This window comes from Azospirillum sp. CT11-132 (genome assembly GCF_047302835.1).
Classification (GTDB): Bacteria; Pseudomonadota; Alphaproteobacteria; order Azospirillales; family Azospirillaceae; genus Azospirillum.
Genome location: NZ_JBGLZA010000005.1, coordinates 718,646 through 745,378, shown reverse-complemented (window position 1 = coordinate 745,378; position 26,733 = coordinate 718,646). Strand labels below are relative to the sequence as shown.

Below are 26,733 nucleotides of genomic sequence, written 5' to 3'. Positions count from 1 at the left end.
GATCCGGACCTTCGAGGTTTCCAAAAGTGCCGCGCCTCCTGGGCGCGTCCGAAGAACTTTCATGGAATATGGGGAGAGATACATGCTCAAGAAGAATGTGCTGGGAGCCACCGTTGCGTTGGCGCTCGCATCCCAATCCGCTGCCGCCGCCGATCTGGTCCGTCTCGGCAACCTCAAATTTGCCCATTTCGGGGCGATTTCCTACATGAAGGAAATTGCGCCAAAATATGATTTGAAGATCGACGAGCGCGTGTTCGCCAAGGGAATCGATATTCTGCCGGCGATCGTCGCCGGCGAGATCGACATGGCGGCAAGCGGCGCGGACGCCGCGGTTGCCGGCCGCGCTTCCGGCGTGCCGATCTATGCGGTCGCCGGCTTTGCCAAGGGCGGGGCGCGCATCGTCGCGCGCTCCAACGCGGATATCAGGAGCATTGCCGACTTGAAGGGCAAAAAGGTCGGCGTTTCCCGCGGTGGTGCTCAAGAGCTGCTGCTGCTCGCTGAACTGGCGAAGCATGGTCTGAGCTGGTCCGACCGTCCCGGCAAGGACGTGCAGATCGTCTACATGGCCTTTGCCGACCTCAATCAGGCTATCGCCGCGGGCAGCATCGACGCCATGTGCCAGTCCGAACCGCAGGCAAGCCAAGCGATCAACAAAGGCTTCGGTACAGAGGTGATCAAACCCTATGACACCGAACTCGGTTCGCCGGTACGGACGTTGGTGATCACCGAAGATCTTTACCGGAACAAGCCGGACGTCGCGGAGCGCGTGCTGCGCTGCTTCGTCGAAGCCACGGCCACCTTCATCGCCAATCCGGAATTGGCCGAAACCTATGTGCGCGACAAAATCTTCAAGGGCCAGATCACGAGTCAGGATTATCAGGACGCCATCGGCAATTCGCAATTTACCTACGACCTGACGGTCGAGCATGTCCAGGCCACCACGGATCTCATGCAGAAATACGGTGTCGGTCGGATGGACCGGGCGCCCAAGGCGGCCGACTGGGTCAAACTTGACCTGCTGGCCAAAGCCAAATCTGCCCTCAAGGTCAACTGATCGTCTGGAATCCACCATGTCCCGATCCGTTTCTCTGACGCCGGCCATGCTCTTCCGTGGTGCGGTGGTTCCGATCGCCGTCCTTGCATTGTGGCAGGTGCTATCCTCCACCGGTCTGATCAATCCAACGATTCTGCCATCGCCGGAGGCTGTTCTCATTCGCTGGTGGCACTATCTGCTGCCGACAGACGCCTATGACCCGGCCCGGTCCGGCTGGCTGGCCTGGGCGCTGTCGGGCGAGATGTTGTTCGATGCCTATTCCAGTCTTTATCGGGTGGTGCTTGGTTTTCTCGTCGGAGCCGGGTTGGCGCTGCCGCTCGGCCTGCTGATGGGCACCAACCCTCGCGTCTATGAGTTGTTCGATCCGCTGATCCAGGTGCTGCGGCCGATCCCGCCCATCGCCTACATCCCGCTGGCGATCCTATGGTTCGGGCTGGGCAACCCGCCGGCAATCTTTCTGATCGCCATCGGCGCCTTCTTCCCGGTGCTGATGAACACCATCGCCGGGGTGCGCCATGTCGACGGCATCTATCTGCGCGCCGCCCGCAACCTGGGTGCCGGTAGGCTGACCATGTTCCTGCGCGTCATCCTGCCGGCCGCCACGCCCTACATCCTCGCCGGCGCGCGGATCGGCATCGGCACCGCCTTCATCGTCGTGATCGTGTCGGAGATGATCGCCGTCAACTCCGGCCTCGGCTTCCGCATCTTGGAGGCGCGCGAGTTCATGTGGTCCGACAAGATCATCGCCGGGATGTTCACCATCGGCCTCTTGGGCCTCGCCATCGATATCGCCATAAACCGGCTGAACACCCATCTGCTGCGGTGGCACCGCGGTCTGGACAGCTGATCGGAGACGCCGACATGATCACCGCAGTAAAGAGCATTGCCGACGCCCGGCTCGTCCCCGGCGCTACCCAAATCGAGGTACGCGGTGTGAACAAGGTGTTCACCACCGGGGGCCATGACATCGTCGCCTTGCAGGGCATCGACCTGACGGTGGGGCAGGGGGAGTTTGTCTGTCTGCTGGGTCCGTCAGGCTGCGGAAAGTCTACGCTGCTGAACGCGGTCGCCGGGTTTCAACCGCCGTCCCAAGGCGTCATCACAGTCGATGGACAACCTGTGCTTACGCCGGGTCCCGATCGCGGGATGGTGTTCCAGGAATATGCATTGTTCCCCTGGATGACGGTCGCCGAGAACATCGCCTTCGGCCTGCAGATCAAAAGGATGGGCCGCGCCGAAGTCAAGGAGCGGGTGGACGCGCTGCTGGCCAAGCTGCATCTTCAGGATTTTCGGCACCGCTATCCGAAGGATCTGTCGGGTGGTATGCGGCAACGCGTCGCCATTGCGCGCGTGCTGGCATTGGACAGCCCCATCATGCTGATGGACGAGCCTTTCGGCGCGCTGGACGCCCTGACCCGCCGCACGCTTCAGGACGAGCTGCTGCGCATCTGGGAGGAGGTGGGTAAGACAGTCCTGTTCGTGACTCATTCCATTGAAGAGTCGATCTACCTTGCAGACCGTATCATCGTGATGACCTACAGGCCGGGCACCATCAAGCGCGACATCCATGTCGACATGCCCCGTCCGCGGGACGGTTCCAATCCGGAGTTCAATCGCCTGAAGCGCGAGCTTTCGCAGATGGTGATGGAAGAGCAACAGCGTTTCAGCCAGGAGGAAATCCGGTCCGTCACAGCGGATTAGCTTTGCAACCGAAAATCGCGAGCTTTCGGAGTCGGCCTATGTGGACGGCCAATGTCATCCCGGGGATTTTGCCCCTGATGCCAAGTACGAGCCCAAGCCGATAAAGTCCACCAGGATTTTGACGCTAAAGCAGTTCGGCCGCGGATCAAAGGAGTTCGTTCCCGGCATATCCCATGGCGTCGTGCGCTCAATGTGAACGGCACGACGCCATGGGATATGCCGGGAACGAACGATTCGGATGACGGGATGGGCGGCCAGATGGACGGTGAGGCCCTGCCGGTTCAACTCCGCCGTGACGGAATCGACCAGGAAGGGCATGTCGTCGACGATCTCCACGACCGAGCGTTCGGCCTGCCGGCCATGCTCGTCCAGCCCGGTCGCAGCTTCACGAAGTGCTCCGCCCGCGCATTCGGAACCCGGCTGCGCACCAGCTCGGCCAGCTGTTGCCGCAAGTTGCCCACCAGATCCTTCGTCACCAGCGGCATGACGGTGGATGTCTCTTCTCAATTTTTGAGTAGGAAGATATCCCAAGTCATCTGGAGCCACATTTTGTAAAAAACATGCCTGCGATGGGGCATGGCAAAATCTAAGTAAAAGCATAGTCGGCAAATTAATTCTGTAGCGAATTGAATGAGAGTGTTGAATACTGAATTATTCATCGCAGCGATATTTTCACAACTTACGTGAAAAAAGCCCGAGACGATGTATCGTCTCGGGCTTAGTTTGTTTATCAGGAAGGATGTCTCACATAAAGATGCGCTCAAACGCACAGTTTTATTAGCGGTCTGAAGCCGATAATGCAAGGTCAATGTCTCGATATGGCGAAATAATATTCAAGAATAATTATAATCGTATAATGGGATTTCATAATCCTTGTATGCGGCTTCATGATTTTTCAAGGATGGGACATGTTCATGTGCCGGCCCTGTGGGGTGCTGGATAAATGGCGAAGGTTCTATTCGGAATCTTGCACCTGGCTGGTCCGGGTGAACTTGGAGGGTATGAAGTCGCGGATCGGAACCGGTCCGATGGTTGAGGAGGATCAACAAATCCAACCCACCAAGCCGGGTTTGGCAGGCATTCCCAATCGCCGAAATCGCCTTCCCGTTCAGCGGTTCTTGAAGCTATTGAGATATGATCGCAAATGCCCCAGCAGGGAAAGAGCGGACGGCGGCAGTTGCCGACCCCGTCGTGTGATCAAATGAATCTCTGCCTTCATCAACGTGGCGTTGGAGATCGGGATTGCCTCGACGAGCCCCTCTCTCACTTCCTTCATCGCAACGAATTCCGGAAGAAGAGCGATGCCCAAGCCTGATACCACAAAGTTACGCAGAAGCGTGAAGGAGTTGGTGCTCATTATTACAGGCATGGACAGTCGTTCAATTTGCAGTGCGTGACCTATGAGATGCTGCACGCCGAAGGAATGGTTCAGCGATGCACTCGGAAAGGACGCCAGTTCGCGCAGCGAGGGAGCATGCCCTAGACACGCGAGCGGATGGCCTCTTGGAACGATTGCGCGAATCGAACTGCCGATTCGTGCATTGCAACTCAGGCGAGGGTCGAATGGTGGATTGAATACCAAGCCGATTTGCGCATCGTCTTCGATAACGGCGCGAACGATGGCGTCGGTGGCCATTGTCTCTATGGAATAGGATAACGTCGGATGTTTCCGACAGAAATCCCGCAGCGCATCCGAGAGAAAATCACTTATAAACCCCTCCCCCAGCACAAATTGGACAGTACCGCGTACGAGATTATTCAGTTCATGGATCCTGGCAAGCACATCGGCGCGCGCGACCTGCTGCCCCAAATGGTAGTCAATCAGCATCCGGCCTGCTTCCGTGGGACGGACGCCGCGTGGCAGGCGCTCCAGCAAGGCGACGGCCGTCTCCTGTTCCAGCATTGCGATTTGCCGACTGATGGATGAGGCATTGACGTTCAGGCGGTCAGCCGCCGCACGGATGCTGCCGGCTCTGACCGTCTCGTACAAATAAGCGATGCGTTGGTCTTGCATGCGAGCTTACCGGACCTTCCGCGGAGGCGTGTAAACCGTTGCGCTGGAGGCAACGCTATCGATCTTCGCATCATATGTCCGTTACAGCCTCACCTGTGCAAGAGTGGTCCGCGGAAAATCCGGAAAAGAGACGGTTACAGAAGCTGGATCGGAGGCCGAATGTCGCGATCAAGAAAAATCGGTGAAACAGAGCGGACCATAAGTGCCGTTCGACGCAGGGAGAAGGTGCACCTCAATCCTCGGACACTCGGCTTTTAAATTTGACCCCGGAAAGATTTGGTCGATGCCATTGGTGGTGATGACGGAACATCTGAGCGGAGCCGTGTCTGCCGCCGTCTTCACCGGATTGTCGGCCTCTTCATCACAAGCCTGAACATCTTTGACCTAGCTGAACTCGTCATGGGCGCCGGGATTGGATCAGGCAACATGATGGCTGCAGCATCGACTGCCATCGCGTAAGCGTGAACCCGGCGTCTCCGCCGGCCCACCCATCGTCACAGGGTTGAGGGCCGGCAGAGGTACTTTTCCGGGCGCAGCCCTGATTATCCACTACCTTCACCTCTAATCCGCGAATAATCATCAGAAGGCAGCGACGCCATGGTCGACAAGGACATTGCAAGCGACATGCGCATTTGGCGGCATGATCTGCATGCTCACCCCGAAACCGCCTATACCGAATTCCGGACCAGCGAACTGGTCGCAGCGCGGTTGGCGGAAGATGGATTTGCGGTTCATCGAGGTTTGGCCGAAACCGGCGTTGTCGGAACCCTCACGACCGGAGACGGACCGGTAATCGGGTTGCGGGCCGACATGGATGCATTGTTCCTTGATGAAAAAGGCGCGCTGCCGCATGCGTCATGTCATCCGGGCAAGATGCACGGATGCGGCCATGATGGCCATACCGCCATGCTGCTTGGAGCGGCGCGCCAGTTGGCGCGTACCCGTAACTTCCGCGGAACCGTCCATGTAATCTTTCAGCCGGCCGAAGAAAATGAAGGCGGAGGACGCCGCATGATCGAGGAAGGTCTTTTCAGCCTGTTTCCGTGCGATCAAGTCTTCGCTCTTCACAATTGGCCGGCTTTGCCCTTGGGACAATTCGCGGTCAATGGCTCCACCATGATGGCGGCCTTTGACACTTTTGAAGTAACGGTAAGCGGGCGGGGTTGCCATGGAGCCATGCCGGAAACCGGTATCGACCCGCTCATTCCCGCTGCGCAGATACTTCTTGCTCTCCAGACGATCGTCAGCCGTCGCGTCAGCCCCTTGAGCCAAGCGGTGCTCAGTGTGACGCAGGTCCATGCCGGGGACACATGGAACGTGATTCCCGACAGCGCCGTCATGCGTGGTTGCGTTCGGTCCATGTCCTCCGACGTCCAGGACCACATTGAGCGTCATATGAGCGCGATCGTGCGTGCCACCGCGGAAGCGCATGGTGCCACGGCAACCCTGCGCTATGAACGCCGCTATCCGGCCACCATCAACACCCCGGAGGCCGCCGCCGAAGCGGCACGGGCTGCGCGAGCGGTGGTTGGCGACGAGCGAGTCGACTGCGACTGCCTTCCGTCAATGGCTTCCGAAGATTTTGGCTTCATGCTCCAACACAAGCCTGGCGCATACATCTTCATGGGTGTCGATGATGAAAGTCACCGGGCTGCCCTTCACAATCCTCTTTATGACTTCAACGACGCGGCACTCGCGATCGGTGCGTCTTTTTGGGTGGAGCTGGTAGAGCAGCTCCTGCCAAGTTGAGCAAGGTGTTGCCTTGATTTCGGAGCAAGCATGATCAGCCTGTGAACATCTTTTAAGACTGGTATGGAGTCTTCATCCTCGCGCATGGTCGGACCGATGAAGGCTACCGCGGAGTTCCTCAAAGGGTTGGAAGACGCCGGGTAGCCTGACCGAACCGTTGCCGTCGATGTGATGCCTTACGGGGTTGCATGGTCCACAGTGGATGGAGCATCACTCCGCGATGAGAGCGGCCGCTTGCCGGTCTCCAGGATCAGCGCTGCCGAGCAGCCCCGCCTTTACGCTCGCTCTGTCCTCCGGAGTGCGATTCTGGCTCATCTTGCGCTTGGCGTCGAACCGTGTGATGGGCAACCGCACACCGACTATGCCTCGCAATTGGGCCTCGACAAACTCGGGCGGCGCGTCACCGACAGCCCAAGGCTGTGGGCGTGATGCCTCATGACGGTCCGTCAGGCGTGTAACGACATCGAGCAGGAGATCGGATTCGGTGAAAAACTCGACGCGACCGTAAGCATGTATCGCCACGTAATTCCACGTTGGAACGACCTTCCCATCCGAGGTCTTGCCACCATACCATGACGGAGTGATATAGGCATCCGGCCCCATGAAGATTACCATCGCCTCACCGACGGCCGGCGCTTTCCATTGCGGGTTGGCCTTCGCAATGTGCCCGTAGAGGGTGCCCATCTCCCCTTCATTCTCGTCGAGGAGCAGGGGCAGAGGGGTGCACTCCAACCCGCCGGCTGTGGCCGTAACCAAATTGGCGAGCCTCGCAGTCCGCATCATGTTGTGGATGGTCGGCAGGTCCGTCTCTTGGAAAGCCGGCGGCATGTACATCGAGATCTCCTTGACGCGCGGAACAATAGTGCAACCGAAACACCATGCTGAAAGACTACGACCGACGCAACTACTATGATAGTTGATCGTAGCTTGAATTCTGGTGAAATGCCCGGCCAATGAATCGGAAATTATCTCTATTTCAGATTTCACGGCGCGTCCGGAGCCGGATTGGAAAAGGGAGATATCGGGCCGGAAGTCAGCATATCCGTGTAGAGTAGACACCTGCCGACGATCGCCGTTTCGTCGATTCATTAACTACAATCGTTGCTTGGGAATGTATTATGTCTGAGGGAGGGCGGTGTAGACACCGAAAGACAATCGGCTTTCCCTGCAGCTTCTTGGCGTTCCTGTGTGCAGAAAGTTAAATTGCTATTACATGAAATAAAATTACCGGGAAGGGGCTGGCGCCGTTCCAGCGCGTTAAGAAACATTTAAGGTTTTGTTACGTTAAATTGGTTGAGGTACTAACAACGTCAGCATTTACCCCGAATTATTGGATGTTTTCTACCAGAGGCAGCATTCTTAATTCACAGAACCGTAACACTCTGGCCAACGCGCAACCTGAGATTTCCAAGTCTACCTCGTGCCGTCGGACGATAACGAACGCCTTAGCTAGGAGACGGACAATGGTCAATCCCATGAAGGGGATGCTGGCTGTACGGGTGGTGATACCAATCGCGCTCATGGTTACAGTCATGGCAATGCTGGCCATTGGCGGCATTGCCATGACCAATATGGATGATGCTCGCTCTTCCCTGGAAGATCGCGCCGACGTCACGACAAAGGTTGTCGCTGGCGGGCTAACCGAGGCGCTCTGGAATGTCGACCAAGAGGCAGCTCGGGCGCAACTTGCAGCCCTGGCGAACGACCCCGACTATGTCGGCAGCAAGGTGGTGGATCCGAAGGGTAACGAGCTGGCTACCCATGGGAGCCCTAATACATCGGGTGGACTGATTCTGGTCCGCAAAGCTGATGTCGTTCGGAAGAATGACGGAAATAGTAAAGTCCTTGGTAGCGTCGAAATCCATCTTTCTGCTGCACGGGCTGAACGCGTGGCGATCGAGCGCGCTTGGAAGCTGGCCGGAATAGGATTTCTAGCCCAGATCGTGCTTTGCGGAGTATTGTTTTTCACTGTACGAGCGTCCACCAGACCAATCGTCGTGCTGACAACCGTGATGGCAAAGTTGGCTGCTGGAGACAGTTCAGCGGAGGTGCCGTCGCGGAAGAGGGCTGACGAGATTGGCCGGATGGCGAACGCAGTCCAGATTTTCAAAGAGCAAGGTATCGAAAAGCAGAGACTTCAATCTGAACAAGAAGTATTGCGCCGACAGTCTGACGAGAACCGGAGGACCGCAATTGCCGGTGTCGCGGATCATTTCGAGCGTCAGGTGAGTTCCGTCTTGACGGAGGTTTACGCCACCGCAGCTCAAATGGCCGAGTTCACCACGCTCCTGACCGAGGCCTCCGGTCGCAATGGGCATATAAGTCAGCAAACCGCTGGCAATGCGGCATCCGTCAACAGGAACGTCGACAGCATGGCGAATGCTGTCGAGCAGCTCGCTGCGTCCATTCGCGAGATCTCAGATCAAGCTCAACGCTCCCAGCAGATTGCCGGTGAAGCATCCGTGCGTGCAAACAGAGCGGAGAACATGGTTGTCAATCTTGTTCAGGCTTCCGAAAAAGTAAATGCCGTTGTCACGCTCATCAACTCCATCGCCAGCCAAACCAATTTGCTTGCGCTGAACGCAACGATCGAAGCAGCGCGAGCGGGTGAGGCTGGAAAGGGCTTTGCCGTCGTGGCAGGTGAGGTGAAGGCTCTCGCAAACCAGACGGCAAAGGCAACGGAAGAGATCGAAAGCCAAATACGTGCGATACAAGACTCGACCGGAGCAGCGGCTGGAGAGATAACGGAAATCGCCAAGGTCGTCTCCCATGTCAGCAGCATCAGTGCATCCATCGCCGCTGCGGTGGAAGAACAGAACGCCGCCACCGGTGAGATTGGCCGCGGCGTGAACGAAGCGGCCAGCGGCGTGCGCGCTTTGCTGGTTGACGTTAATGCGACGACCTCCGCTGCCGATGATACCGGAGAGGCGTCTGGGCAATTGCAAGACGCAATGAAGACACTCCAGCTTCGTATGAACGCAATGCAGAAGCAGGTCACGGAGTTCGTTACTTCTTTGCGCGCAGCTTGAACGAAGTGTAATGACAAAATCTTGGGCTCGACCGTGATTTCAAGATTGCTGTAGGTACAATCAGGATCTACGGAGTCTTGTCTGATAAGGTGGGGAATTGGCTGGCATCAGCGTCTCCCCATCTTACTGGTGCGTTGCTGCTCCTATGGCGGTAGCGTTACGAGTCCCCTCTATCCTCAAGTGAATCGTTTAGAACATGGACTTTTCAGGTATCAGGCGGTCTGGAAATACGCTCTCGTAAGCGAGCCAGTCGCAACGAAGTCACCTGACAATAAAATTACGGCGACCCACAAGATTTTTTCTAAATACCTGAAGAGATAAGTTAGCCATGGAGAGAATTGTCGAAGATAGCCATATATGATGTTAAGAAATATGAAACAAGTTTTCAGGATTATTGAAATTGACGGGCTGACTTACCCATCTTGTCGGTTAACATATAACATAAAGGGTCGGCACAAAATGTGTGAAGAAGAGAAAGAGAGACGCGAGGCCGGTGTTTACAGCCGCAGGCGCGTGCTATTCCTCACGGGTGTAGCGGCAGCTCTACCTTTGATTTCACCGCTCGGTCGTGCCAAAGCGGCTGATGCAGCGCTCCGAATCAACGTGTTTGACCAGTTCGCCCCACTGAGCTTTAAAGAGGGAGGGGCAATCACTGGCATTCTTCCCGATCTTCTGAATGAAGTGCTTCAGAAGAGAATGGGGCATCCCATCTCCTTCCAAGGTATGCCGTGGCTTCGTGCTCAGGAGGGTGTCAAGGATGGGGATGCAGATGCATTCTGCACGACTCCAACGGATAAACGCCGCGAATATGCTGTTTTCGGTCAGGAGCCGATCCTGACTTCGGGAACTGCCGTATTTTTTGCGAAGTCGAATCCTCGCGCGGAAGAAATTCGGAATATTTCCACGATCGACGATCTGCCGAAATTTTCACAGGGCGACTATTCCGGTAATGGATTTGCCGAAACCACCTTCAAGGGATTGAAGATTGAGTGGGCTAATTCTCTCGATCAGGTGATGAAGAAGATCGCTCTGGGTAGGAACGATATATTTGTCGGTACCGATGTGGTAGGTCGCTGGACAGTCAAGCAATCAGGACTGTCGGATCAGATAGTCAACTTCAATGTTGATTTTGCCCCTCCTTCAAATTTCAATCTTGGTATTCGGAAGAGCTTGAGTGGTCACGAGCAGGTGATCCAACGCTACGATGAGATTGTCAAACAAGCAAAATCTGACGGAACGCTGGCTGGTATCATCGCGCGTTATGCCTGATTCCGCAGGTGCGCCAAGCATAGAAAGATAGGGTCGCGAGGCGCCGTCTAATGGCGGCGCCTCGGAATTCGACCACGCGACCGCTGGATGGGGCGGCCGCGTGGCTCTGTCTCCCGACTTTCACCCTGAATCCTGGCGAGGTCCGGCAGAGCGGAACGGAACCCTGCCGAGCGATCGTTGGATTCAGCGCTTGACGTCGAAATGCCTTGTCTCAGGCAACATGCACATCGCAACAAGGCTGATCATGCTGGTCGCTACCACATAATATGCTGGTGCGACGGCACCGAACATGTTGATGCCCCAGGTGATGATGACTTGGGTCGTGCCTCCGAAGACCGTGGCGCCGATCGCGTAAATCACCGATACGCCCGTCGCGCGGAGTGCGATCGGCATCATTTCGGGAATAGCGACCAGGCTGGCGGCGCCGCTCATTGAGGTCAGCATCGTTATTACGCCAGTTACGATGAGCAGAACCGGTTCATCTTTGGATTGCGATAGCCACATGAAAAGCGGCACGATCGACAGCATCAATAGCATGCGTGGCCAAATCATAACGCTCTTGCGTCCGTAGCGATCTGCGAGGTAGCCGGCAACGAGAGAAAAAATGAATGTCATCGTGCCGCCGAGGACGGTGACACCCTGCGCCAGAGTCGAAGGTAACTTCAGCGTCTGGATCGCATATGTTGTCATGTAATTGCCGACTTGCGTGGATACGGTGGTCGAGAGCATTACAAGAATGCCGAGCGCCAAGTACCGTGTATGCTGTTTGAATATCGTTGCGACAATCATGGCTCCACTTCTCTCGCTCGGCCTTTCGAGAGTCTCGGGAAGCATTCGACGGATGTACACGGCGATTGGGATCAGAGCCAAGCTGACCAGGAATGGGATCCGCCATCCCCAGGATACCAAATCCTCATGTGGCAAGTTCCAAGACACCAGCATACCGACCAACCCGCCGACGACCACGGCGATGCCTTGGCTGGCGAATTGCCAACTGGCATAGAGCCCCCGCTTTCCCCGCGGTGCGGCTTCGATCAGCATTGAGGAGGCAGGTCCGACCTCTCCACCAAGCGCAAGGCCCTGCACGAGGCGGCAAACGAGAACGATGATGGGAGCGGCAATCCCTATGCTTTCATAGCTTGGTGTCAGGGCCAGTCCCAATGTGCCGACCGTGATCAGGGACACCGTCAGGATCATGGCGGCGCGCCGTCCGACCTTGTCGGCGAAGGCTCCAATCAATACACCGCCCAGTGGGCGCGTAAAGAAGCCGACACCGAACACGGCGACCGAAGCGAGTAAGGTCGCAGTGTCGCTTCCAAGAGGAAAGAACGTTTGCCCGATGTAAACGGCAAAAAAAGAGTACACGATGAAATCATAGAATTCGAGGGCATTCCCCGCAACCGCGGCAGCAATTGCTTTGATGGAGACTGGCTGCGAGGTTGTGGATAGCGAAGAGTCACTCCCCGCCAAAGATGGTTCCACTGAAACGCTGTCCAAAGCTTCCTCCTTGGCATCTTAGATTACTTAACCTGATCGGGGAAAATTCAAAATCGAGGCGATGTGCCCGTCGCTCGTTTGGTTGCCTTCTTCTTTGTCGTTTTCATCTGTTAAGCCCGGAGATTTTTTAGAAGCGTCTGATTCCGGTGATGCTTTTACTGAAATGATATACATGCTACCAAGATATTTGCAAATCTATGTAGTGAGTCTGCAGATATGTGTTGGTAGTGCCCGTTGGGAGGAACCTTGAAATACAGTGACGATTTGAATCCATTCGTAGAAAGAAGAAAAGGTGAGTTCTGCCGGCAGGAAGGCATAAGCAATGACATCATTAGCATTTCATGAGCAAGAATGCAAACGAAGCTGAATCCGCCAAGACGATATTTTGAATTGTATTTTTATAATGATATGACGAATTTTTATATCACTATGGATTGATTCCATTGAGGAGGAGGCGATGTTTCTTGTTTTCTGATCTCGCCTATGCGGGAGACGATATTTACGGTATAAGGATTGATCTGGAGCAATATTTATTTAGATAAAGAGGTATTGACTCAGTATCGGATCAACTACGGGGCGGAGTCCAGCCTATTATATTACTACAAGTTGTTCAAATCAATTTCGAAGCAGAAGGAGGCGGCCCCCATGCATGTTGGGAAACGATCAGACATAGCACTGGCACCAATGTAGCAGTGGCTGGAAGTTGAGCAAGTGGCCAAGTTGAATGGTGAGACGGTGTAAGCGATCATTGACCGACTAAGGCTTATCCGAAATAAGCCACTCGATGGGTGCGAGCGGGGCCGGTTCAACATCGATAATCGTAGGGATGAAAAGAGCCAGAAGCAGAACTCTGCTTCTGGCTGAGATTGATTAACAGGATAGACGTTTGAACAGTGGGAGCGCTCAAACGTAAAAAATTTAGCGCAAATGATTTATTTCCTCAATCAAGAAATTATGGGGGAGCCATTTTTTTGACGGACGTGTTATAGGCATATGTTATATTCTTATGGGATAAATGTCAGATTTTCAGTAAAATAAAGCCATCATATCACTATAACATACTGCAGGTATTATTTTTTCTTGTGTAGTTCCGTAGCTGTAGATATCAATCGGCATCGGATTGGAATACACCTCGACAGAGGCTTTGCCGGTCGCTCCAGGATGTGAAGAGTGGTCAAGCAAGCAATACAATTGTTTACTGATTCATACCGGCGGCACTGTCGGCGGGATGGGAGCCATCCCGGCTATCGTGAGCTTGGCGCTCCTCATGGTTCATGATCTTCGGGGCCGAGTGCCTGATCCGGGTGATCGCGATCGGTTGCCGGCATGCGGACGTTCGACTAGACGAAAGGACAGGTTGGATCCTGTTCGGCCCATCATCAACCGTCGTAGCGCATTCCTATACTGTTCATTCAATGGATTGAACTGTTAGGATTAGCCAATGGACTATATTCATTAGATCATTCTACTGCCCAGATCAGGGGTGTGGTCGTGACGCTAAAACAGCTCGAAGCCTTTTACTGGGCAGCATCCTGCTCCAACTTTGCCGTTGCGGCACAGCGTTTGCATCTTTCAGTTTCGTCCTTGTCCAAACGGATCGCCGAGTTGGAGGTCTCCCTTGGGCAACTTCTATTCGATCGCAGCGGCCATCGTGCGGTTCTAACCGAGGCCGGAAATTTCCTTATGCCCCGTGCGCGAGAACTCCTGATGGCGGCGGAGAAACTGCAGACTGAACTGAGACATGCAGCAAACCTCGAAGGCTATTGTCAGATCGGCGTCGGAGAGTTGACGGCCCTCACCTGGTTGCCAAGCCTGTTGAGACAGGTTCGGAATAGACATCCCAAGCTGTCGCTGGAGGCGTTTATCGGCATCGGTGAGATACTCGAGCAGCGCCTCGCCGATGGCGAGATCGATGTCGCGGTTGTCGCTGGACGATCTTCGCTCCGATCGGTGTCGTCGGAGCGTATCGGCGAAGCACGCTTTGCTTGGTATATCGCGCAAAGTGTTCATCCCGAATTTTCGACCGTCGAGCCCGGCCTGTTCGAGCAATTGCCCATGGTGGGACTGCCCAGCGGTTCTGGCGTCACGCGGCTGGTAGATGATTGGCAACGTGACCAGGGCCTCGTGGTCGGCGAGCGTATAGTTTGCAATCAGTGGGGAGCAGTTGTTGGATTGCTGCGCGAGGGCTTGGGGTTTGGTCTACTCCCACGCGGTTGGGCAGACGCATTCTCCGTACAGTATGGACTGCGGCGTCTTGGATGCGAACCCGAATTGCCGGCGCTGGATTACTATGTTCATTGGCGCAGTGACGATTATCGAACGTTGGTGAAGACATTACGTGAACTTGTTCTTCGTTCTGTCTGCTTCAATATTTAAAATTTGCAATAAACTGTGACGGTATGGCCTTTATAACTGCACGCTTAATATGTCGGTAAGATAAAGTCAATTCTACTGATTTTATTCATACTATCGAGATGATAGATTTGGGAGTGCGCTGAGGGAACATGATGGCGCGTTCATCTCGCTGCTACACCTTGATGTTCAGCAAAGGATCGGCGTCAGAGATGACCTCTGCCGGTGGTCCGGCCATCCAATGTTCCAGCCAGCACGAGCAGCGGTCCGGCAGCGTCATCCAGTCGGCTTTGACCAATCCCGGATCGGACTATCGGAGTTGTTTCAGCATCAGATACATGCCTGTGTTCTGACCGCGACTGTCCGTATCACGGGAAAGTGCCAGGGTTATGCTCACGAATCGTTGTGTTGCTATTGGGGTGCGGAGAACATCGTATTCTGCCTCTCCGGCACCTGGCTGTGAACCAGCAGCCAACCGGGCCCCCAAACCGACGCACCACAAACACTTGAATTGGTAGAGGAAAACTCTGCTAAGGTGGGGTCCCGATCGGCGCTGATCGGGACCCCACCTTAGTGAGTAAAATTCATTCATTTACAAAGGTCTACATTGCTTCTGATAGGGGGTCCCGCTTTCGAGCCGATTCACAATTCGGGAGTTTTGCGAAAGCTCAGATGGCGTGCGCCGGTGCTTGTCGATCACAGCACAGCAAGAACACCATCAGGCCGCCTCCCACCGCAAGACCGGTCGAGATCATCCAAACCCAATCGTAACGCATGGTCAGGTCGAAGACGTAGCCACCCGACCAAGCTCCAAGAGCCGCACCGAGGGAATGGCCCGCCGAAATCAACCCCATCGCAAACCCCATGACTCGTAAGCCTATATGACTGGCAACGAGGCTCGCCGTGACGGGAACCGTCGCATAATCCACCGCGCCGAACAGGATTGCGAACACGACGAGCATTTCATAGCTGCCCCCGACGTTCATCAGGATCAAGAACGTCAGCCCCCGCAGAATGTAGATCGAGCCAAGCAGGACGATCCTGTTCATACGATCAGTCAGCCAACCAGCCCCGATCATGCCAAGCATGTTGACGGCCGACAGCGCACCGTAAGCGGCGGCGCTCGGAACCGGGCCGAAACCGCAGAATGAGGCATAGGGCAGGAAATGCGTTTCAATCACGCCCGCCGTGGTGTAGCCGCAGAGCAAAAAGCTCCAGAACAGCACATGGAATGCCGGTTTTCTGATGATAGACCGAAGATCGGCCTTCAGCGACGATGCGGCCCGTTCGGAAGCGGCTTGCGCATCGCTCTTCTCCGTTGTTCCCAATGTCCACCAGAGAATGGGAATCAGGGCAAGGCAACCGATCCCGATGGCGAGAAAGCTCCATCGCCAACTGAACACCGCCAGAACCGTCGCGATCAAGGGCACGATCAGGAATTGCCCGCCTGTCGCGCCTGACGTGGCGATACCGGTGGCAAGCCCCCGGTTCCGGTCGAACAGGCGGGCAATGGCCGTGGAGACGACATGCGTTGCCACGATGCCGAAGCCGAGTGCCGAAAGGCCGCTGAAGGCGAAGAGAAACACATAGGCGTTGCTGGTCGCGGCGACGATCAGACAACCGATGCCTACGAGCGACAGGCCCAGCGTCAGCGTTGCCCGGACGCCATGCCGATCGACGATGCGACCGGCAAAGGGCGCGACCATCGCCATCACCAGCAGTGCTGCTGCGGCCGAGCCGGAAACGAAGCTGCGCGACCAGCCCAACTCCTGCGCCCAGATCGGCATGACAAGGCCGAGCGTAGCGCGAGCTGAGAAGGCCAACGCCAGTGCCAGAAAACCAAAGACGACGACCGCCCATTGCCGAAATGATGTTGGGGATTGCTTCGCGCTCATAAAACCCTCCGGATAGATCGGAGAACCATTCAGCAAGCGAGCCCCACCCGGCAAACGATCGTTTTTCCGACCATGTTTAGCTGTGCTAAACATGGTCATGACCATACCGCTGCCCTTGCTCGAAACCTTTGTCGCCGTGGCCCGATCTGGGCGGATGCGAGATGCTGCGCTCACGCTATCGCTGACGCCGGGTGCAATTAGCCAGCGAGTGCGGGAGTTGGAAGAACTGGCGGGATGCCGCCTGTTTTCGAGAACACCGGCCGGCGTGACTCTGAGTGAAGCAGGACAATCGCTGTTCGCCACGCTGGACGAGCCGTTCCGCCGGATCGAAGAGGCTCGGCGCGGGTTGGAAAAGGCATCAACCCGCCGCGTCAGGGTAAGCACGATGGCCTCCTTCGCCGCCAACTGGCTGGTGCCGCGCCTGCCGCGCTTCTCGAGGCTCCATCCTCAGATCGACATCGAACTGGAAACCGACAGTCGCCTTGTCGATCTGAAACGCGAGCCGGTTGATATGGCGATCCGGCACGGGCTTGGAGACTATCCCGGCCTTGTCGCCTTACCACTCATCACGCCGGAGTTGATCGTCGTGGCCAGCCCTTCATTGCTCCAGGGGCGTGTCGCGATTGAAAGCCCGGCTGGCTGCCTTGCCTTTCCGCTGCTGCACGATATCGACCGGGCCGATTGGCGTCTCTGGTTCGAGGCGCATGGCGTGCAAGCCCCCGCGCAGCTCTCCGGCCCATCCTTCTCTGACGACCATCTGATGGTAAAAGCGGCCATCACAGGGCAAGGGCTTGCGCTGGTGCGAGATACCTATGCGGACGACGATTTGCGTACCGGCCGTCTCGTGCGGGCGACCTCCATCCAGTGGCCGGCAAACTTCGCCTATTACGTGGTCAGCACGGCCGAAGCGTTGCAGCGGCCGACAGTCAATCACTTTCGGGATTGGCTGGTTTCTGAAGTCGCCGCAGATTCGCGAAAATCCTAAGTTTCGCGACAGGTAGGTACCAGACTGGATCCGTGGGGCATTTGATGTTGCAAAAGTCTATCGCAAAAGGAAAGAGTTCTGCGATAGCTTTTGCGACGGATGCTCCATGATCATCGGCTATGCGCACGACGGCTTTGTCACGGCAACTGAGAAGGCAGATAGAAGTTGCGAAATCCGCAATTGGTTCACGCTGCGGCGGTCGCGGCCCGCCAGTGGGCCACGGCCTGCGCCCGGAAGTTGCGCAGGGTGCGGCGGGAGACCAGGTGACGCTGGAGGTTGAAGGTGTTGTAGACGGCGGCGTGCACGGAGACGAAGCGCTGGGCCGAGCCTGGGGACTTGAACCGTTGCATCTTGCGCTCTCGTCGCCGCACCGGCTGGTGTGAAACCTCGGTGCGGTTGTTTGTTCGCCGCCCTCGTTCATGGTGGGCGGTCAGACCGAGTTGGCGGAAGGCACCCCCGCAGGACCGGAGCTTGTCGGTGGTGACCTGGGTGGGGGCGAAGCCATACTTCTTCAGCAGCTTGCGCATCAACTTCAAAGCCGCAGCCTTGTCGCGTCGGCGCTGGACGAGCACCTCCAACACCTCGCCTTCGTCATCGACGGCCCGCCACAAGTACATCAACTTTCCGCTGACGCTGAGCACCATCTCGTCCAAATGCCAACGCGGGCTGGGTTTCGGCCGGAGACGCCGCAAGTTGCCGGCGATGGCCGGCCCGAACTTCACCACCCAACGCCGGACCGTTTCGTAAGACACCTCGATGCCGCGTTCAGCCAACAGTTCCTCGACGTCCCGGTAGCTCAACGTGAACCGCAGATACAGCCAGATCGCATGCTGGATAATCGCGGGCGGGAAGTGGTGGCGGGCAATCGAGAGCGGTGACATTCGGTGAGAATACCGTCACAGCCGCCGTGCCATCGTCTTTGGTGTGACAATGCCGTTTGGGTGGCTGAGCCGCTACCGGTGATTGAACACCGTCGTCGAGCGGACGAAGGAGCACCTCGTCGCGTTCATCGAGATCGCCTTCATCTCGATCCTCTAACGCCGCCTGAAGCGACTCGTCACCCAGGCACCCCCACATGACGTCCACGAACAGCCACTGAATCAGTGCTCTTCAGGCAGGTTGCTCTTGGTCGCGAACGTCTCAAAGCGAGACCAGAGCCGTTCCGCTTCCTTCAAGCGGTCGGCGATTTGAGTTTTGCGGAGTGCAGCCACGACGTTGCTCAGAGCGTTGGCCGCGAACATCAGAGCCGCATAGGAATCGAACAACGAGGCCCCTTCGACTGGGCAGTGGATGCCGAAACTGGCCATCGCGGCTATCGGCGACGTTTCACTGTCGCCGAGCAGCAGCACCTGGGCCGAGCGCTCACTGAAGGTTTGCGCCACATAAAGCGATGAACGGGCATAGCGTCGGGGATCGACGACCAGCAGACTGTCGTCAGGGCCAACCTGCAGCAAGCGGTCCGCAAGCAGCGACTGCTCGGACGTCAGCATCACCACCCGGTCCAGACAAAGGTTGAGTTGGGCGTACAGGTAGAAGGCGACGGCATGCGCCTTCTTTTCCCCGTAGACGTAGAGCGTCCCCTTCGACTGTACGAGAATCTCGGCCATGCCGATGATCCGGCTCGGCTGCATCCCGGCACTGGCCGCCTGAATGTTGCGTAGATCGCGCTCCAAGGTCTGAGCGACCAAGTCCGTCATGGACTCCGCGTTGGACCCCTTCGAACCCAAGCGGCCGAGCGGAGAACTCAGGCGCTGTTCGATCTGTTCGCGAACTTCCCGCTGCACGTCGGCAAAGCTGTCGTAGCCCAGCTTCGTGAAAAACCGCGTCGCGGTCGCCGCGCTGACATCGCACTTCTGCGCAATCTGGGCGGCCGGTTCGTAGGCCAGACCGGCGTAGTTCATCGCGACGTAGCGGGCGAGCGTCTGCTCGCTTTCCGTCAGGTCGGCACGGCGCAGGCCGATCCGTTCCAGCAGGTTCATTACTTGGTCTTCCCGGCAGCGTGTCGTGCAAATTTCATAAATGGATGCCTATGAAAAACACATTGCGGCCACTCATGCAACGATGTAAGGTATCTTTCATAAAACCTTTCCAACGAAATGCACAGCCCCACCAACTGTGCGTTGGCCACTCATAAGGGAGGACATCTTGCTTTCATTGCGGACCCTCACCCTCCTGTCCGCGTCGCTGGCGGTCGCGCTGGGCAGTGCGGCTCCATCACGTGCGCAAGAGAAGGAATTGGTCGTCGTCGCGACGGGCGGCGCGTTCGAGCAGGCGCTGCGCAAGAATTTCTATGAGCCCTTCACGGAAAAGACCGGTGTCCGCATCCGTCCGGTGGCTGCCAGCAACGCGGAAACCTGGACCAAGGTGAAGGCCATGCGCGAGGCGAACGCCATCGGCTGGGACATCGTCACGGCCTGGCCGGAGGATCTGGTCGCGCAGGCCGACAGCTTGGCCAAGCTTGACTGCTCCAGGCTCACGAACCTCTCCCAGGCGGTTGACGGTGCCTGCACCGAACGTGGCCTGCTGCGCACCATGGGCGGCGTCAGCATCGTGTACGACGCCAAGCGATTCCCTCAAGGCGGACCGCAGACTTGGGCCGATTTCTGGGATGTCAAACGCTTCCCCGGACCGCGCGCGATGCCCAACGCCGGGGCGCCCTGGTGGCCGCTCATGGCGGCATTGATGGCCGACGGGGTGCCGCGGGACAAGCTTTTCCCGCTCGACCTCGACCGTGCGTTCAAGAAACTCGACGAGCTGCGTCCATCGATCGCCGTATGGTGGCGCACCGGCGACCAGAGCATGCAGCTGCTCCGCTCCAACGAGGTCGTCATGGCCATGATGTGGTCGGGCAGCGGCTTCGTCCTCAAGGACCAGGGGCTGCCCATCTCCGTCGTCTGGAACGACGCCGTGCCGAACATCGGCTATTGGGCGATGCTCAAGGGTGGAGCGAACCAGGACAAGGCCTACGCCTTTCTCGACTATTACCTGACCCGGCCGGAAGCCCACCTCACCTTCGCGAACGCATTCAAATACGACACCTCGAACCGCAACATGCTGGCGCTTCTCAGCCCCGAGGACCGTGCAGCGCGTGGCTCGGCGCCGGAAAACATGGCGAAGATGGCCGTGATCGACCCTGCATGGATCGCCGCCAACCGCGCCGCGGTTATCGAACGGTGGAATCGGTGGCTCAGTAGGTGACGCTCCCGACCGCCGCCCGAGCCTGAAACGCGAGCCTGAAACGATGGCGCCGATCGAAACGGCGCATCAATCCTGGATTCATCGACCATGGACGCTTGCAACCCGAATGGGTCTGGCCTGACTCTGTCCCAACTGGCGACGGCACTGGCCGAGGGCCATCTGTCCTCCGAAGCCATCGTCTCCGGCTGTCTTGATCGCATTCGCCGGGACGATCCGACGTTGAACGCCTTCGTCGCCTTGGCCGACGACGCTTTGTCGCTGGCCCGGGAAAGCGATGCCCGCCGCCGCAGCGGGCTGGCGCGCGGTTCGCTCGACGGGATTCCGCTGGCGGTCAAGGATCTGTTCGACGTGGCCGGCCTGCCGACGCGCGGCGGGTCGAACGCGCGACCGCCGACCCCGGCGCCCGCGTCCTCCTGCCCGGTGAAGCGGCTGCAGGATGCCGGGATGATCGTTCTTGGCAAGACCGCGACGGTCGAGCTGGGCTGCGGCGGCTGGGGGACCCAGAGCGCGTCCCCGATCCCCCGCAACCCCTGGAACGTCGGAGAGCACTGCGTTCCCGGCGGGTCGAGCAGCGGGTCCGCGGTCGCCGTCGCCGCCGGCTTGGCGCCGATCGCCCTCGGTTCCGATACCGGAGGGTCGGTGCGCATTCCCGCCGGCTTCTGCGGCATCGTCGGATTCAAGCCATCTCCGGGGCTGGTGCCGCTCGACGGGGTGATCCCCTACAGCCCGACGCACGACGTCGTCGGGTTGCTCGGCCAGACCGTCGAGGACGTGCGGACGGTGTTCACGGCACTGTTGCAGGGCGGCGGGACAGCGGGTGGGATGTCACAGGGCTCCGTTACCCCGCTGCGGATCGGCGATCTCGAGGACGTCGAACTGGACACGGTGACGCCGGAGATCCAGGCGCTCTACCGGGCGGCGCTGGTCAGGCTGGCGCATGCCGGACACCGGGTCGGACGGTTCCACAGTCCGGAACGCCTCGAAACCTACTCGGCGCTGGCTGGCCACCTCGCGCTCTACGAAGCCTACGCCATCCATGGGGCGGCGATCGAGGCGACGCCGGAGCTGTTCGGGCCGGTCGTCCGCAACCGCATCCTGAGCGGTCGCGCCATGCCGCCGCACGAAGCGATGATTGCGGAGCGGCGGCAGCACCAGCGGCGGTTCGACGCCGCGATGTGCGGGTTCGACCTTATCGCGCTTCCAACCTGCCCCGACGGCGCGATCCCCGTATCCGCGGTGGACGAGGACCACGTGCCGACTGTCTTCACCCGGTTCGCCAATTATCTCGACCTCCCGGCGCTGTCCATCCCGATCGGCTTCACCGCCCGAGGCATGCCGGTGGGCCTGCAGTTCGCCGCACGGCGCCATGACGACACGATGCTGCTGTCGTTCGCGGCTGAGGCGGAGCGCACCATCGACAGCCCGGTTCCAAGGCAGCGCGCGACGCTGTGCCGCGTCGCGGCGTGATGCACGGCATTCCGGGATATTCCCCCAACGCCGCACCCAGAACCCCGCCCCGCCGCCATGCAGCGGTGGGTGTCTCCTGAGAGGAGAGCTCCATGACCACAGCCCACTCCATCCACGAGGACTATTCCGCCTTGCAGCCCATTCGCGGCGGAACGGTGTCGATGGACAGCATCATCAAACACTACGGCAGCTTCACGGCGGTGGACGGCGTCAACCTCTCCGTCGGTCGGGGTGAGTTCGTGGCGCTGCTCGGCCCCAGCGGGTCGGGAAAGACGACGCTGCTGATGATGATCGCCGGCTTCGAACACCCGGACAGCGGCGCCGTATGCATCGACGGCGTCGACGTGTCACGCATGCCGGCGCACCGCCGCGACGTCGGCATGGTGTTTCAGAAGTACGCGCTGTTCCCGCACATGACCATTCTCGACAATGTGGCGTTCCCGTTGCGCATGCGCGGCGTCACCACCGGGGAGCGCCGGCTCAAGGCGCTGGATGCGCTGCGCGCCGTCGGGCTGGAGGGCATGGAGAAGCGGTTGCCCGCGCAGCTCTCCGGTGGCCAGCAGCAGCGCGTGGCTCTTGCCCGCGCCATCGTCTACCGGCCCCCGGTGCTGCTGATGGACGAGCCGCTGGGGGCGCTCGACAAGAAACTGCGGGAGCGCATGCAGATCGAAATCAAGCACCTTCAGGAGTCTCTGGGCGCCACGGTGATCTACGTTACCCACGACCAGGAGGAGGCGCTGACCATGGCCGACCGCATTGCGGTCATGAACCGGGGCCGGCTGGAGCAGGTCGGCACCCCGGCGGAGCTGTACGAGCGGCCGGCGAACCCCTTCGTCGCCAGCTTCGTCGGCGAGACCAACCTGCTGGATGGCGAGCTTGTGGCCACTGCCGGAAAGGAGTGGACGGTGCGGCTTGCCGGCGGGGCGGTGGTGCGGGGCACGCCGGCCGCCGCCGCCGCCCGTCACGGCACGGCGTCGGGTGCACGGGTGCGTCTGACGGTCCGTCCGGAGCGCATCGCGCTGGCGCCCGCCACCGCCGGCGGGATGGCCGCCACGGTGGCGGACGTGATCTATGCCGGACCGACGCTGATCTACCTGCTGCGCTCCGACGGTCTGCCCGAGATCACCGTGCGCGTCCCGGTGCAGAGCGACGCGATGAAGCCCGTGCGCCGCGAGGCGGTGTCCCTGACCTGGGACCCTGCCAACGCGCTGGTCTATTGAGGGGCGCCGCCATGACCGCATCGCTCAAACGGCTCGCGGCCACGCTGTGGCAAGCCGACGGACGGAGGTTTCCGGCATCGCTCTCCCTGCTGCTGGTCGGCCCGCTGGTGATCGGGCTGTGCGTGGCGTTCATCCTGCCGGTCGGCCGCCTGCTTTCGGTGAGCGTCTGGAACCCGGACTTTACTCTCGCCGAGTTCGTCCACATCGCCGAATCGCCGCTCTACCTGCGCATCCTCGGCCGGACCCTCCTGCTGGGCATCACGGTCACCGCCCTGACGCTGGTGCTGGCCTATCCGGTGGCCTTCCTGATGGCCCGGCTGAGCGGCTGGCGGCTTGCCGTCGCGACCGCCTGCGTCCTGGTGCCGCTGTGGACCAGTGTGCTGGTGCGCAGCTATGCCTGGATCATCATCCTGCAACGCAATGGCCTGCTCAATTCCGTGCTGATGGGCCTGGGGCTGACCGATGCGCCGCTGCCGCTGCTCTACAACGAGCTGTCGGTCACCATCGCCATGACCCATGTGCTGCTGCCCTACATGATCCTGCCGATCTGGGCGGCGCTGCGCACCATCCCGCGCGACCTGCCGCTGGCGGCGCAGAGCCTCGGCGCCAAAGCATCCCGTGTCTTCTTCCTGGTGGTGCTGCCGCTGAGCCTGCCGGGCGTCGCCTCGGGCGTGCTGATGGTCTTCATCCTGTCGCTGGGCTTCTACGTCACGCCGGCGCTGGTCGGGGGACCGGAGACGCTGATGGTCGCCACGCTCATCGGCCAGCAGACCACGGAACTGCTCAACTGGCCCTTCGCCGGTGCGCTTGCAGCCCTTCTGCTCGGCATCACCCTGCTGCTCGTCACGGTGTTCAACCGTTTCCTCGGGCTCGACAAGAAGGCCGCGTCATGACCTCGCACGCGCATTCCGCGCCGGCGGCCACCGCGGCCGCCCAGCGCCAGAATCTCTCGAAACATTTCGGCGACGCGCTGCTCAAGGGCGTCTGCGCCCTGATCTTCCTGTTCCTGCTGCTGCCGACCCTCGTCGTCATTCCGACCTCGTTCAGCGACACCCAGTATCTGGCTTTCCCGCCGGCCCACTGGTCGCTGCGCTGGTACGTAGCGTATTTCCAGGACCCGGAATGGATCGGCGCCACGCTGTTCAGCCTGAAGGTCGCCGGATTGACCACCGTTGCGGCCATGACGTTCGGCACCATGGGCGCACTGGCGCTGGTGCGGGGCAGGGTGCCGTTGAAGGGCGCCGTGCGCGCCGTCGTGCTGGCGCCGATGATCGTGCCGCACATCGTGATCGCCGTCGCCATGTACATGGTCTACATGAAGTGGAACCTGCTGGGCTCGCTGACAGGCTTCGTGCTGGCCCACACGGTGGTCTGCCTGCCCTTCGTTGTCATCACTGTCTCGGCCGGCCTGCAGAAGATGGACCCCAGCCTGGAGATGGCGGCGGCCAGCCTTGGGGCGAACCGGCTGCGCGCCTTCCGGCATGTCACGCTGCCGCTGCTGGGGCCCAGCTTCGCGACCGCCGCGGCCTTCGCCTTCATCACTTCGCTGGACGAGGCGGTGATCTCCTACTTCCTGTCCAGCAGCACCGAAAAGACGCTGACACGCAAGATGTTCGAGGACATCGACTTCGACCTGTCGCCGACCATCGCGGTGGTTTCCACGCTCATCATCGTCATGTCCGTGCTGCTGATGGGCGCTATCGAAGGACTGCGGGCACGGGCGGCGCGCCGGGCCAAGGCATAAGGGACGCATCATGGAAGAGCTCATCACTCCGTCTCTGCCGCAGCCTTGCGGCGGGGACGGAAACGGGGAACCGCGCCCGCTTTACGACGTGGTTCTGCGCAACGGCATGGTGGCCGACGGCAGCGGGCGGCCGGCCTTCACGGCGGATGTCGCCATCGCGGCGGACCGCATCGTCGCGGTCGGTCCGTTGACTGAGGGCAGCGGCGCGCTGGAGCTGGACGTGACCGGACTGGTGGTGGCGCCCGGATTCATCGACGTCCACACCCACGATGACCGGCTGATCCTCATCCAGCCGGAGGCGGAGCCGAAGGTCACGCAGGGCGTGACGACCGTGGTCACCGGCAATTGCGGCGTCAGCCTCGCTCCCGTGATCCTCGATTCCGCGGCCTCCGATGGCATCGTGCCGGCCCCGCTGAACGTGCTGGGCAAGGCGACGGACGACTTCTTCGGCACCTTTCCCGCCTATCTGGCGGCGGTGGAGGGGGCGTCCCCCGCGGTGAACGTGGTGCCGCTGGTCGGGCACATGGGGCTACGCGCGTCGGTCGGCGCCGACCCGGCACGGGCGGCGTCGGAAGGCGAGGTCGCCGCCATGCGGGCGATGCTGGACGAGGCGATGCGGGCGGGGGCCTTCGGCTTCTCCACCGGCCTCGCCTATCCCTTCAGCCGCAACGCACCGATGGAAGAGGTGGTGGCGCTCGCCTCGGTCGCCGGCCGCTACGGTGCGGTCTACACCACCCACATGCGCGACGAAGGGGAGGGGGTGCTGGCGTCGCTCGAGGAATCCTTCGCCACCGCGCGCGCCGCCGGGGTGCGGTTGGTCATTTCCCACCACAAGTGCCTCGGCCTGTCGGTCTGGGGGCGCAGCGTCCTGACGCTGGCGGCCATCGACGCGGCGACCGTTGACAAGGCTGCGGGGGTGTCGAACATCGCCCTCGATGCCTACCCCTACACCGCAAGCTCCACCGTCCTGCTGCCGGAAAAGCTCCAGCGTTCCAGCGAGACCTGGGTGACCTGGTCCACCCCCTTTCCCGAGGCGACCGGCCGGCGGGTCGACGACATCGCCGCTGACTGGGGCTGCACGCCGGAGGAAGCGGCGGAACGCCTGGCACCGGCCGGTGCGATCTACGTCAATATGGACGAAGCTGACGTCCGCCGCATTCTGAAGCACCGGCTCTGCATGATCGGGTCCGACGGCCTGCCGCACGATCAGCACCCGCATCCGCGGCTCTGGGGCACGTTCCCGCGCGTGCTCGGCCATTATTGCCGCGAAACCGGCCTGTTCACCCTGGAAGAGGCGGTCCACCGGATGACCGGGCTGCCGGCGCGGCAGTTCGGCATCGCCGACCGCGGCACCGTCAGCGTCGGCGCCTTTGCCGACCTCTGCGTCTTCGACCCGGCCACGGTGTGCGACTGCGCCGACTTCCGCAACCCCACCAAGCCGGCGGCCGGCATCGTCCACGTCTTCGTCAACGGCCAGCCCGTGCTGCGGGACGGCGGCATCGTCGGCGCGCGTCCCGGACGGGTCATCCGCAATCCCCACACCAGCGCGGCCTGATCCG

21 protein-coding genes are annotated in these 26,733 nt (G+C 59.5%); 14 read left to right on the top strand and 7 right to left on the bottom strand.

Annotation, left to right across the window (positions count from 1 at the left end):
- Window positions 1-82: 82 nt before the first annotated feature.
- The 3 genes from ACCD06_RS23060 to ACCD06_RS23050 are packed head-to-tail and all read left to right on the top strand — an operon-like array spanning window position 83 to window position 2,755.
- Window positions 83-1,054, top strand: a complete 972-nt coding sequence (locus tag ACCD06_RS23060; protein ID WP_413343780.1) for an ABC transporter substrate-binding protein — start codon at window positions 83-85, stop codon at window positions 1,052-1,054.
- Window positions 1,055-1,070: 16 nt separating this feature from the next.
- A complete protein-coding gene (locus ACCD06_RS23055) occupies window positions 1,071-1,901 on the top strand; it encodes an ABC transporter permease (protein ID WP_413343778.1) in 831 nt (276 codons plus the stop codon).
- Window positions 1,902-1,915: 14 nt separating this feature from the next.
- Window positions 1,916-2,755: an ABC transporter ATP-binding protein gene (locus ACCD06_RS23050; protein ID WP_413343776.1), complete on the top strand. Its 840-nt coding sequence runs from the start codon at window positions 1,916-1,918 to the stop codon at window positions 2,753-2,755.
- A gap of 54 nt (window positions 2,756-2,809) precedes the next feature.
- Here the strand turns inward: ACCD06_RS23050 and ACCD06_RS23045 are convergent, their stop codons facing one another.
- Together ACCD06_RS23045 and ACCD06_RS23040 are read right to left on the bottom strand one after the other, a co-directional pair.
- Window positions 2,810-3,091 (bottom strand): hypothetical protein, encoded by a 282-nt coding sequence (locus ACCD06_RS23045; protein ID WP_413343774.1) that lies wholly within the window; start codon window positions 3,089-3,091, stop codon window positions 2,810-2,812.
- A gap of 772 nt (window positions 3,092-3,863) precedes the next feature.
- Window positions 3,864-4,769, bottom strand: coding sequence for a LysR family transcriptional regulator (locus ACCD06_RS23040; RefSeq protein ID WP_413343772.1), 906 nt, complete (start codon window positions 4,767-4,769; stop codon window positions 3,864-3,866).
- Window positions 4,770-5,366: 597 nt separating this feature from the next.
- Between ACCD06_RS23040 and ACCD06_RS23035 the strand changes: the two genes are divergently transcribed.
- A complete protein-coding gene (locus ACCD06_RS23035) occupies window positions 5,367-6,518 on the top strand; it encodes a M20 aminoacylase family protein (protein ID WP_413343770.1) in 1,152 nt (383 codons plus the stop codon).
- Between the two features lie 210 nt (window positions 6,519-6,728).
- On the opposite strand, the gene ACCD06_RS23030 is transcribed toward ACCD06_RS23035, so the two are convergent.
- Entirely contained in the window at window positions 6,729-7,352 is a 624-nt protein-coding gene (locus tag ACCD06_RS23030) for an FMN-binding negative transcriptional regulator (RefSeq protein ID WP_413343768.1), read from the bottom strand.
- Between the two features lie 629 nt (window positions 7,353-7,981).
- On the opposite strand from ACCD06_RS23030, the gene ACCD06_RS23025 reads away from it, so the two are divergent.
- Together ACCD06_RS23025 and ACCD06_RS23020 are read left to right on the top strand one after the other, a co-directional pair.
- A complete protein-coding gene (locus ACCD06_RS23025) occupies window positions 7,982-9,547 on the top strand; it encodes a methyl-accepting chemotaxis protein (RefSeq protein WP_413343766.1) in 1,566 nt (521 codons plus the stop codon).
- A gap of 459 nt (window positions 9,548-10,006) precedes the next feature.
- Window positions 10,007-10,816 (top strand): substrate-binding periplasmic protein, encoded by an 810-nt coding sequence (locus ACCD06_RS23020; protein WP_413343764.1) that lies wholly within the window; start codon window positions 10,007-10,009, stop codon window positions 10,814-10,816.
- Window positions 10,817-10,999: 183 nt separating this feature from the next.
- Here the strand turns inward: ACCD06_RS23020 and ACCD06_RS23015 are convergent, their stop codons facing one another.
- Entirely contained in the window at window positions 11,000-12,313 is a 1,314-nt protein-coding gene (locus ACCD06_RS23015; RefSeq protein ID WP_413343762.1) for an MFS transporter, read from the bottom strand.
- A gap of 1,491 nt (window positions 12,314-13,804) precedes the next feature.
- On the opposite strand from ACCD06_RS23015, the gene ACCD06_RS23010 reads away from it, so the two are divergent.
- Entirely contained in the window at window positions 13,805-14,689 is an 885-nt protein-coding gene (locus ACCD06_RS23010; protein WP_413343760.1) for a LysR family transcriptional regulator, read from the top strand.
- A 644-nt stretch (window positions 14,690-15,333) separates the two neighbouring features.
- Here the strand turns inward: ACCD06_RS23010 and ACCD06_RS23005 are convergent.
- The gene (locus tag ACCD06_RS23005; RefSeq protein WP_413343758.1) at window positions 15,334-16,560 is read right to left on the bottom strand and encodes an MFS transporter; all 1,227 of its coding nucleotides are present in this window, start codon (window positions 16,558-16,560) and stop codon (window positions 15,334-15,336) included.
- Window positions 16,561-16,657: 97 nt separating this feature from the next.
- On the opposite strand from ACCD06_RS23005, the gene ACCD06_RS23000 reads away from it, so the two are divergent.
- Window positions 16,658-17,545 carry a LysR substrate-binding domain-containing protein gene (locus tag ACCD06_RS23000; protein ID WP_413343756.1) on the top strand — a complete coding sequence of 296 codons (888 nt, stop codon included), beginning with the start codon at window positions 16,658-16,660 and terminating at the stop codon, window positions 17,543-17,545.
- Between the two features lie 185 nt (window positions 17,546-17,730).
- On the opposite strand, the gene ACCD06_RS22995 is transcribed toward ACCD06_RS23000, so the two are convergent.
- Complete coding sequence (locus ACCD06_RS22995) at window positions 17,731-18,426, bottom strand: IS6 family transposase (RefSeq protein ID WP_413343754.1); 696 nt, start codon at window positions 18,424-18,426, stop codon at window positions 17,731-17,733.
- Window positions 18,427-18,645: 219 nt separating this feature from the next.
- The gene (locus ACCD06_RS22990) at window positions 18,646-19,524 is read right to left on the bottom strand and encodes a MurR/RpiR family transcriptional regulator (RefSeq protein WP_413343752.1); all 879 of its coding nucleotides are present in this window, start codon (window positions 19,522-19,524) and stop codon (window positions 18,646-18,648) included.
- Window positions 19,525-19,690: 166 nt separating this feature from the next.
- On the opposite strand from ACCD06_RS22990, the gene ACCD06_RS22985 reads away from it, so the two are divergent.
- The 6 genes from ACCD06_RS22985 to ACCD06_RS22960 all read left to right on the top strand — a co-directional run bounded on the left by ACCD06_RS22985 (window position 19,691) and on the right by ACCD06_RS22960 (window position 26,729).
- A complete protein-coding gene (locus tag ACCD06_RS22985) occupies window positions 19,691-20,743 on the top strand; it encodes an ABC transporter substrate-binding protein (protein WP_158282859.1) in 1,053 nt (350 codons plus the stop codon).
- Between the two features lie 87 nt (window positions 20,744-20,830).
- Window positions 20,831-22,210 (top strand): amidase, encoded by a 1,380-nt coding sequence (locus ACCD06_RS22980; protein WP_413343750.1) that lies wholly within the window; start codon window positions 20,831-20,833, stop codon window positions 22,208-22,210.
- Window positions 22,211-22,302: 92 nt separating this feature from the next.
- On the top strand, window positions 22,303-23,430 hold the full coding sequence (locus ACCD06_RS22975; protein ID WP_413343748.1) for an ABC transporter ATP-binding protein: 1,128 nt from the start codon (window positions 22,303-22,305) through the stop codon (window positions 23,428-23,430).
- Window positions 23,431-23,441: 11 nt separating this feature from the next.
- The gene (locus ACCD06_RS22970; protein ID WP_109076145.1) at window positions 23,442-24,323 is read left to right on the top strand and encodes an ABC transporter permease; all 882 of its coding nucleotides are present in this window, start codon (window positions 23,442-23,444) and stop codon (window positions 24,321-24,323) included.
- Window positions 24,320-25,174, top strand: coding sequence for an ABC transporter permease (locus tag ACCD06_RS22965; RefSeq protein ID WP_109076146.1), 855 nt, complete (start codon window positions 24,320-24,322; stop codon window positions 25,172-25,174). Before ACCD06_RS22970 ends, ACCD06_RS22965 begins: the two co-directional genes overlap by 4 nt.
- Before the next feature lie 10 nt (window positions 25,175-25,184).
- On the top strand, window positions 25,185-26,729 hold the full coding sequence (locus tag ACCD06_RS22960) for an N-acyl-D-amino-acid deacylase family protein (RefSeq protein ID WP_109076147.1): 1,545 nt from the start codon (window positions 25,185-25,187) through the stop codon (window positions 26,727-26,729).
- Window positions 26,730-26,733: the final 4 nt, after the last annotated feature.